A 9716-nucleotide genomic window follows, 5' to 3' on the forward strand; every position below is an offset into this window, starting at 1 on the left:
CGCCGGAAGTACGTCAGCAGCGACGGATCGAACGCCATGTCGTACAGCCCGAGCCCGCAAGCGGCCTTCCACCGCAGGTCACACCGCAGTTCCTGAACCGTCTCGAAATCCGACAGCCCCTGCAGGCTCTGCAACACCACCGTCGCGGCCAGCACCTGCGGCGGCAGACTCGGCCGCCCGTTGGACGAGGGATACATGTCCGCGAACATCGACGGCGGGAACAGCGCCTCGCGATGTTCGGCCAGGAACGCGAACACACTCCCAGCCGGGATCAACTCCCGGCAGGTCTCCCACACATCCGGCCCGACCATCTCCCCGGCCCATTCCCCCTGCATGCTCACAAGACTGGCCCCAACTCCACCGAGCCGGGGCCAGAACCCGAGATTTTCAGCAGCCTTCTAGCTCCGGGCTCTTCCGCGGCCACCGCGGTGGCGTGGGGTCAGGCCTGTCGTGATTCCGGCCCTATCATGATGCCGGGCCCACCGCGGTGCCGGCCTCGCTCCGGGGTGCCAGCTCGGCCAGTCGCCTCCGGTACACGGCGATGTTGGCCTCTTTGATTTCGTCGTACCCGCGCACGAGATCGGGCGCGCGGGCCAGGTCGACTGCCTGGGTATAGCCGGCATCGTCGAGCACCGCACACGCTCCGGCGACGAGCTCCTCGTACTCCCGGATGAGGTCGCGCTCGAGGCGCCGGATCGCGTGACGCCCGAAGGGGTCGAGGACCGTGCCGCGTACCCGGCGCAGCCCGTAGAGCAGGCGGAACGGGACGCGGAACCACGGGCCGAGCCGGATCTTGTGCTTCAAGCCAAAACGGGCCAGCACGGGCGGCAGGAGGTTGTAGCTGGCCACGCCGTCAACGCCGAGGGAGTCCCGGACGAATTCGTCGTTGACCACCTCCAGGCTGAGCCGGGCCACCTCGTACTCGTCCTTGTACGCCAGCAGCTTGTAGTAGTAGCGGGCGACGGCTTCGCTGAACTGCGTGCTGTGGATGCCGCCATGCAGTTCGGCCTCCCGAGCCTGCCGGACCAGGGTCACGTACCGGCTGGCGTAGCCGCGGTGCTGGTAGGCGACCAGGTCGGGGACCCGCACCGTAAGCAGTTCCCGCAGCTCGGAGGAGGGCTCGGGGACGCTGTCGATCAGCTCGCGATCGTCGGCGTCCATGGTGGCGGGTGCGGCGCCGGCAATCTCGCCGCGCAACGCTCGGGCGAGGCCATCGGGGTCGGCGACCAGCTGCCGACCGCGGCGGAAGGCCTGCTGGTTGTCGTGCACCGCCACGCCGTTGCGCTCGATCGCCTCCTCGATCGCGGTGACCGGCAGCGGAACCGCTCCGGCCTGGTATGCCGCACCGAGCAGAACCAGATTGGCCAAGACGTCGTTGTGGAACAGCCGGTTGGAGATGGCCAGGCTGTCGAGCGTCAGCAGGTGTGCGGGTGAGGTGACCGATGCGATCTGGCCTACCAGCCCGTCCATGTCGGGGAACGCCTTGAAGGGCTCTCCGATCAACGACGCCGGCGGGACCTTGCTGGTGGATACCACCGCAGTAGTGCGCTCCGGGCTGGCCACACCGAGGTTGTGAGGCTCGACGCCCGTCAGCACGTCGGCGACGAGATAGAGGTCGCACTCGGCTCGGGCCAGCTTGGCCGCCCCGTCGATCGGCCGCGTCGACACCTTGAGATCCGACACCACCGGGCCGCCTTTTTGCGCAAGGCCGGTCTGGTCGAGGCCCACGACATGCCGCCCGGACAGCACGGCTGACATGGCGACGATCTGCGTCACCGTCACGATGCCTGTTCCACCGATACCGCTGACCCGCATCGTGAAATCGTCCGGCACGTGGAACGCCGGCTGGGGAAGCTCGGCTCCGTCGAGGTCGGGAACCGGGACCGGGTCCGAGCGCCTGCGGCTTTCCTTGTCCACCTCGACCGTGACGAACGACGGGCAGTGTCCCTGCACGCAGGACTGGTCGAGGTTGCACGACTCCTGATGGATTTGCGTCTTCGTGCCGAACTCGGTGTCGGCCGGCACCACAGACAGACAATTCGACTTCGTGCCGCAATCTCCGCAGCCCTCGCATATGCGCGGGTTGATCAGCACTCGGGTGGTCGGCGTCGGGGCGCGGCCGCGCTTGCGCTTGCGCCGCAACTCGGCGGCGCATTCCTGCTCGTGGATCAGCACAGTGACTCCGGGCGTGCCCCGGAGGTCCTCCTGAACGGTGGCAAGCTGATCGAAGCCGTGCACCCGCGTCCCCGGTGCCAGCGACACCGAGCGGTAGGTCTTCGGGTCTGCCGTCGTGATCACGATCTTGCGGACACCCTCGGCCTGCAGCAGCCGGGTCAGGTTGGCCACGCCGAGCATTCCGACGGGCTGCTGCCCACCGGTCATCGCCACGGCCGAGTTGTAGAGAATCTTGTAGGTGATGTTCGATCCGGCCGCCACCGCGGCCCGGATGGCCAGGGTCCCGGAGTGGGCCAGGGTGCCGTCGCCGAGGTTCTGGAACAGATGCTGATCGCCGACGAACGGCTCCATGCCGATCCACTGGGCGCCCTCGCCACCCATCTGGGTCAACCCGACGTTCTCACCGAGGTCCGTCCGCGGGCTGCGGGTCACCAGGGCGTGGCAGCCGATGCCGGCACCGACCAGGGAACCGTCCGGAACGGGGGTCGACCGGCTGTGCGGGCAGCCCGAGCAGAAGTACGGGGTGCGGCTGACATCCGTCAGGAGCGGGAGGGACGGCCGGCGGGCCGGGCGCGCGGCCGGCGCCTGCCGCAGGGAGGCAACGTCCTTGGCCAGCTCGCGGCCCAGCCGCTCGGCTATCAGGTCCACGTCGAGCTCGCCGTACGCCGGGAACAGTTCGACACCCTCGGCGTCGGTCTTGCCCACGATCAACGGCCGCTGCGGCAGGTCGTAGAGGGCGCCGGTCAAGGCTGCCTCCAGCGGCCCGCGCTTCTCTTCCACCACGATCACTTTGCGCAGCCCGGAGGCGAATTCCCGCAGGTTCTGCGACCCCGCGGGGTAGAGCGCCCCGACCTTCATCATCCGCACGCCGGCGGCAGCCAGCCGACTGTCGTCCAGCCCTATCCGGTCCATCGCCTGGTGCAGGTCGTAGTAGGTCTTGCCCGCTGCGACCACTCCAATGGCGGCGTCGGCCGGGCCGTGCACCCGGTCCAGCGGAAACCGCCGGAGCAGTTCCTCGGCCCGTGGAAGCCGCACACTGTGCAGCTCCCGCTCCAGGCGCAGCCGTACCGGGTTGCTCATCAGGGCCGTGGCCACAGGCTGGTAATCCGGATCGGCGCGAACACCGTCGGCGAACTCCAGGAAGGGACGAATCGACTCCGGGAGGCTGAGATCGACCGAGGCAGTCGCATCGGCTACCCCGACGACGATCTTCAGGCTCACCCACAGGCCGGTCAGCCGCGACATCGCGATCCCGTACAGCCCGAACTCGAGCAGCTCGGCGACCGAACCCGGGTAGAGCACCGGCACCGCAAGGTCGCTCAACGCCAGTTCCGATGCTGACGGCAGGCTTGAGGACTTCGTCGCGGGATCGTCGCCGACCAGCATGATGACGCCGCCGCGGTGATCGGCGCCCTGTAGGTTGCCGTGCCGGACGGCGTCCGTGGCCCGGTCGAGACCGGGCGCCTTGCCGTACCACACGCCCAGTACTCCGTCGACCTCGGCGGACGGCCGTGACCTGACGAACTGGCTGCCGCCGATGGCCGTGGCGGCCAACTCCTCGTTGACCCCGGGCTGGAATACGACGCGGTGCTCACGCAGCATTTCCGCGTTGCGGCCCAGTTCGAGGTCGTAGCCAGCCAGAGGGGAACCCTCGTAACCAGAGATCAGGCACCCGGTCCGGCGCTCCTGCCGGGCGTCCAGGCGCATCTGTACCAGTGGCAGCCGCGCGAGCGCCTGCACTCCGGACAGCAGCGCCCGCCCTTCGTCGTCTGCGTAGCGCCGGACCAGGAAGGACTGGGCCCCACTGCGCCTGGCCGCCCCGGCCTCGCTGACCACCGCACTCATCGGTTGCTCCCCGCGGCCGCGGCGGCCGTTCGCCACGCGACCGTCAGCATCCGCGCCGACGGCAATGGAGCCGCCGCCAGGTCCACGAACGCCTTCAGGTACTGATGCACCATCGACTCCCAGGTAAACCCAATACCGCCGTGAACCTGCAACGCTGTCTCCGCCACCGCCGACGCCGCCCGGTCAGCTGCGATCTTGGCCAGCACCCGGTCGCGGATCGATTCGTCGTCGTCCGATGACGGCGCGCCCGCGTCGGTGAGCACGCCCAGGGTGAGGGCGCGCGCGTGCTGGAGGGCAATCTCAGCGTCGGCCAAGGCATGCTTGAGCGCCTGGAACGTCGCGATGGGCTGGCCGAACTGCACCCGCTGCCCGGCGTACTGCACGCTGATCTCGACCAGCCGCCGGGCCCCGCCCAGGACGTACATCCCGGCCAGGGCGCCGGCCAGCAGCAGGTCCGGCGCCAGCATGTCCAGCTCTTGGCCATGCACATCCTCGCCAGCGGCACCGGGATCGTCGAGTCCCCCGCTGCCCTGGGCCGCGTTGTCCAGCGTCACCACCGTGCCGCCCCAGGTCGCCGTCCGGTAACGGTCGTCGCGCTGGGCGAGCCGGAACCGGTCGGGCGCGATGAATTCCGGGGCGTTCGACCCGGTCGCGAGGAAGAGCCCACCTGCGTCGTCCACCACGCCGGGCACGATCAGCTCGCGCACCGTCGACGACTCGCGCCAGGCGAACAGGCTGGGCACCGTGCCCGTGATCAGTCCCTCGTGGGCTGTCTGGGGCAGCCGCGCTTCATCGGCGACCGCCACCGCACACAGGTGATGCAGGACCAGTGGATGGACCAGCCAGTATCCGGCAGCCTCGGCCACCCGGCCGGCGTAGCGAAAACTGAACGGCGACCCGGCACGACTGCTCCGGGCGTGGATATCGAGGAAGCCCAACTCCCCGGCCGTACGCAGGGCTTCGGCCGCGAGCGCCGCGGCGTCGAGGTCGGTGCGCACCACTGTGCTGCAGGTTTCGAACGCTGCGTGGGCGGCATCATAGACATCGGCATCCAGGCCGACTTCGGTGTCGGACACGCTCACTCCTTTCGTGCCCGGCCGCGTGTACGCGGCAGACCCAGGCCACGCTCGGCGACGATGTCGCGCTGGATCTCGTTGGTGCCGCCGTAGATAGGAGTCGAGAGGCTGGCGTAGTAGGCCGCCGACCACGTCGCTATCGTGTCGGGCTCCGCCAGTGCCTGCGCCGCGCGCAGCCCAAGGCGGGTGACCGCACGGTAGGTCTCGCTCCACCGTACTTTGGTGCCGTTGATCCCGGTGTCGGCCGGCAGCCCGCCCAGGAAGCGCTCGATGTAGTCGCGCACGGCGTACCGCAGACCAGCCGCGTCGGCCAGCAGGCGGACGGCCTCGGTTCGCAGGTCAGCGACTGGTTCCAGCCGCTGCATCAGCCTGATCAGGCCAGCGAGCAGGTCGTCGAGACGGAGCTGACGTTCCAGGAAGTTGACCGAACGCTCATGCTCCAGTGCCCGCATCGCCACCCGCCACCCGGCATCCACGTCACCGACAACGCCGTCGGACGCTACGACGGCGTTGTCGAAGAAGACCTCCGTGAAGTCCGAATCACCGGTTATCTGACGGATCGGCCGGACGGTCACCCCGGGCTGGTGCATCGGCACGACGAGCGCGGAGATCCCCCAATGGCCCGTCGCGCCAGTGCGCACCAGGGCGAGGCAGTAGTCGGCGACGTGGCCCAGAGTCGTCCACACCTTCTGGCCGTTGACGGTCCAGCCGTCCTCGGACCGCTTCGCCTTCGTCTGCAAAGCCGCAAGGTCCGATCCGGCGCCGGGCTCGGAGAATCCCTGGCACCAGACCTGTGACCCGTCGGCGATGCGCGGCAGGTAACGCTCTTTCTGCTCCTGCGTGCCGAACTCGAGCAACGCCGGTCCGGCGATGCCGATCGCCACCCGGTTGTATTGGCTCGGCGCGCCGTAGCGGATCGCCTCTTCGTGGAAGATCAGCAGGTCCGACAGCGGGCGTCCCTGCCCGCCGTAGGCGACCGGCCAGTGTGGCACCGCCCAGCCGCGCTCGTGTACCTCGGCGTAGAAAGCCCGCTGCCCGGCCTCGTCCGCGCCGGGGCCGGCGCCATGGCGCGGAGCCACAGCGTCGGCGCCGTGGCGCGGTACCCATCCGATCGCGGCACAGGCCTCGCGGATGACCTCGCGTACCTCGGCCCGTACCTCCGCAGCGGCCGCGAGGGGAGTGCCCATCGCCTCCGGGGGGGTGCTCACTCCGACCGGTCCCCCGGAGGTATGGTGAGCAGCGGCAGCCGACGCTTCTTGACGAGGTCCTCGCTCCACAAGGTGGTCCCGGAAATGTCGACATCAACCTCGGTGACGCCGGGTACCTCCATGACCACGTCGGCAATGTACTTCTCGATGGTCGTGAAGAAGAAGCAGTTCGGGTCGGTCAGAATCATGATGATCTCGACCCGGCCACCATGGATCTCGATGCTCTCGATCAGACCCATGGTCACGATGTCCATCGGATTGCCCATGGACACGCTGCAAGGGTCCTGCACTCTTTCCAGCGCCCGCTCGACGGCGTCCCGGTCGACGGCAGACGTGACGTCAGCCGTCATCACACCGCTCCGGTCGCAGCGGCCGCGTACTCTTCGCGGCGCAACGCCGTCCACGGACGGTCGAGGCCGTTCGACCGGACCTGGTCGAACTGGTCGCCCTTGGTGCCCTCAAGGATCTTGTCGGCATCGAGGTTATGCGTCCGTACCACGTTGAGCCCGAGAATCTTCGCTTTCATCTCGTCGGTGATCTGCAGGTAGCCCCGCTGCTCCATGAGGTCTTCGGGCATCTGGAACTTGGCGAACGCCTCGAGCAGGGGCTGCGGGTGGACCAGGTTGCAACCGCTGCCGTACACGATCTGATCCGCCGAGCCGTGGTAGATCATCTCGCCGATGACCTCGGCGAAGACGCGTGGCCGCTCGACCACGTTGCCTATGGTCGATTCGAGGTTCGCGTGGAAGTTGGGGTAGCGGTGCATGAGGGTGGTGGTCTCCTCGAGGAACCCCATCCCCGCGTGGATCATGTAGAAGTTGATGTCCGGGAACCGGGGCATGATGACGTCGAGGTCATCAACCTTGAAGAATGACAAGGGAGTAGGTCCGAACATCGGCAGCGCCTTGTGGACGGCGATGTTCTTGATGCCGAGGTCACGTGCCGCCTCGAACAGCGGAACCGCGAACTTCGGGTCATCCATCCGCCAGCCGGTGTGCTTGCCGTCGTAGACCAGCGACGGGAAGCACTTGAGCCCGTCGATACCGATCTCGTTGACCTGCATCTCCAGGTCCTTGATGGCCTGGTCGAGGTCCAGGGTGTTGACCCAGCCGTAGAGCAGGTACCGGTTCGAGTACGTCTCCCGCAGCTTGGCCATGCGGTGCAGCTCGGAGACGACACCCTTCGTGAAGCCCAAGTTGGGCAGCGAGTGGACGATCGCGAAGTCCGTCGAGCTCTCGGCGAACAAGGCGTGGGTCATGGCGTCCGGGGGGAAGTCACTGATCCACTCCTCCTGGCGCAGGAGGTAATCCTCGTTCGACATCGCCACCCGCCGGTTGTACAGGCGGTGGTGCTTGTAGCCACCGAGGACCTGCTTGCGCCCATTGCCCAGGTTCTCTTCCCCGTAATCAAACGGGTGGACAACATGATCGACCACGATTTGACCATTGATCATCTGCGCTCCTCGAGATCTCGACGGTGCCATTGGCAAGGTGTTGATATCCTATCATTAATCAGAGACTTGGCAACAGTCGCGGATCGGGCAGCCGGAGGCCGGCTAGGGCCGGGCAGGCGGAGCCGCCGCTATCTCCGGGTGGACTTGACGGAGCATCGGGTGATGATGCGCGCTCGGCGATCCGTGACTTTGGAGAAGTTCCCGCGTACCGACAATCGAGGTGGGCGACGACATGAGCCGGACGCCTCGTCAGAGCGATGTCGGCCGTCAGGTGACGGCCGGAAGCTGGGTGAGCCGCCTCCAGCTGGTGGTGAACGCCGATGCCCAGGGCCAGGTACGCTCGATGCGCAGGTAGCGGCGGCGAGCGTGGTCGGCGATGCGGGCGGGCAGGTGGTAGAGGCGGAAGCGCATCGTGTCCGGCTCGGCGCCGGCCAGGTCCTCGCTGTCGTGCAAGGTCAGCAGGCGGAGCCAGGTGTCGAGGTCGCAGGCGAGGTTCGCGGCGAGCATCCATGCCGTGTTGATCTGCCAGGACTGTGAGGGGCAGGTTGTGCAGGCCCATGGCCTTGCCGGTGCGGATGCGGTCTTCGACCTCGGCGTGGTCTCGGTACAGGGCGTCGAGGAACTGGATCTGGTGGGATCCTGCGATGCCCCACGTGTGCCGGATGTTCGTTGCCGTGACCGAATAGCGCCAGCCGGTCTTCTTCTCGTAGTCGGTCAGCTTCTTCAGCTGCCGCCGGGAAGGCCGCACGCGGCGGACGATCAGCCGCATCCCCTCCGGCCAGCCCTCGCGGGTGTTCAGACCAGTCAACTCGGCAACCTGGTAGCCCTCCTGGAGTTCGCCGCTCTGTGTCAACGAGGTCTCCCACGCGCTGGCGGGAAGCTGCGCAATGGCAGCTTCGTCCTCGTCGGTGACCTTCCAGCCGACCGTGTAGCGGACCGTGCGCCGTGTGGTGTTCAACGCTTCGACGTGCTGAAGCAAGCCGTGCGTGGCCCCCGCGCCGTCGGACCTTTGCCCAAGGCCGGATAGTTAGCGATCTCCGGTCGTTTGCAAGGGAGTTGGTGTCCATGTCGTGGCTGCATAGAGGCCGGGGCCGATCTTGTGGATGAGTCCGCTTTCGCTTGGTCGTGGGGGCAGGGGGCTCCCTCGAAGGGGGTGAGACCGCGGCGGGGTCACGTAGGAAGGCGGGTGCTCTGGCACCGCAGGTCGAGGACTACCGGTTCTGGTTGGCGGAGCACGGGTATACCACGCAGACGGCAAGGAGCATGCTCAAGGACCTGAGACAGGTTGGGCTGTGGTTGTCGTTGCGGGGCTTGAGGCCGCTGACCTCAACGAAGAGATGCTGGAGCGCTATCTGTCTGATCAGCGGAAGGTCGGTCGTCGGGTCCCCGGAATTCGCAGAATGATGCCGCTGCTGACGTTTCTCCGCGAGGTCTCGCTGGTCCCGGCCCCGCAGGTGGTGCCATCGCCGCTGGAAGTCCTGTTGGAGCAGTACCGGTCCTGGATGACGCGTGAGCGTGGCCTGTCAGCGGCGACGATGCTGCGCTACGAGAACACCGCTCGCCGCTTCCTGGCCGAGCAGGCGATGCCCGGCGGAGTGTTCACGCCGAGCGGCTTGACCGGCGCGCATTTGAACGCGTTCCTGTTGCGGGAGCGCGCTCGGGTCTCAGCCGGCTCGGCGAAGGGAAGGGTGGCCGAACTGCGGTCGCTGATGCGGTTCCTCCACCTGCACGGTGTCACGCCTCTGAGGCTCGGTGCGGCCGTGCCTCCGGTCGGCGGCTGGTGTATGGCGGCGGTGCCACCGACGATCGCCGCGGCTGCGGTCCAGCGGCTGCTGGACCACTGCCCGCGCGAAGGTGCCGTCGGTATCCGCGACTACGCGATCCTGATGCTGGTGGCCCGGCTGGGCCTGCGCTCGATCGAGGTGGTCCGGTTGCAACTGGACGATGTCGACTGGCGGT

The 9716-nt window shown here is 67.6% G+C and carries 8 protein-coding genes; 1 reads left to right on the forward strand and 7 read right to left on the reverse strand.

All coding sequences use genetic code 11. The features are described 5' to 3' along the window. The 7 genes from ACFYXB_RS38540 to ACFYXB_RS38570 all read right to left on the reverse strand — a co-directional run. Positions 1 to 257: transposase (locus ACFYXB_RS38540; RefSeq protein ID WP_389589647.1), on the reverse strand; the 257-nt coding region annotated here is incomplete at its 3' end. Positions 258 to 465: 208 nt separating this feature from the next. Further along, on the reverse strand, positions 466 to 4020 hold the full coding sequence (locus tag ACFYXB_RS38545) for an indolepyruvate ferredoxin oxidoreductase family protein (protein WP_389589648.1): 3555 nt from the start codon (positions 4018 to 4020) through the stop codon (positions 466 to 468). Beyond that, positions 4017 to 5096 (reverse strand): acyl-CoA dehydrogenase family protein, encoded by a 1080-nt coding sequence (locus ACFYXB_RS38550; protein ID WP_389589649.1) that lies wholly within the window; start codon positions 5094 to 5096, stop codon positions 4017 to 4019. Before ACFYXB_RS38550 ends, ACFYXB_RS38545 begins: the two co-directional genes overlap by 4 nt. A gap of 2 nt (positions 5097 to 5098) precedes the next feature. Continuing rightward, positions 5099 to 6175 carry an acyl-CoA dehydrogenase family protein gene (locus ACFYXB_RS38555; protein ID WP_389589650.1) on the reverse strand — a complete coding sequence of 359 codons (1077 nt, stop codon included), beginning with the start codon at positions 6173 to 6175 and terminating at the stop codon, positions 5099 to 5101. A 125-nt stretch (positions 6176 to 6300) separates the two neighbouring features. Further along, a complete protein-coding gene (locus tag ACFYXB_RS38560) occupies positions 6301 to 6654 on the reverse strand; it encodes an iron-sulfur cluster assembly protein (protein WP_351359367.1) in 354 nt (117 codons plus the stop codon). Continuing rightward, positions 6654 to 7757 (reverse strand): amidohydrolase family protein, encoded by a 1104-nt coding sequence (locus ACFYXB_RS38565; protein ID WP_389589651.1) that lies wholly within the window; start codon positions 7755 to 7757, stop codon positions 6654 to 6656. Before ACFYXB_RS38565 ends, ACFYXB_RS38560 begins: the two co-directional genes overlap by 1 nt. 267 nt (positions 7758 to 8024) lie before the next feature. Next, a complete protein-coding gene (locus ACFYXB_RS38570) occupies positions 8025 to 8264 on the reverse strand; it encodes a transposase (RefSeq protein ID WP_389589652.1) in 240 nt (79 codons plus the stop codon). A 785-nt stretch (positions 8265 to 9049) separates the two neighbouring features. On the opposite strand from ACFYXB_RS38570, the gene ACFYXB_RS38575 reads away from it, so the two are divergent. Continuing rightward, positions 9050 to 9716, forward strand: a 667-nt coding sequence (locus ACFYXB_RS38575; RefSeq protein ID WP_389589653.1) for a tyrosine-type recombinase/integrase, incomplete at its 3' end; no start/stop codon positions are given.

The sequence above is a fragment of the Streptomyces sp. NPDC002619 genome (genome assembly GCF_042889305.1).
GTDB lineage: Bacteria > Actinomycetota > Actinomycetes > Streptomycetales > Streptomycetaceae > Streptomyces.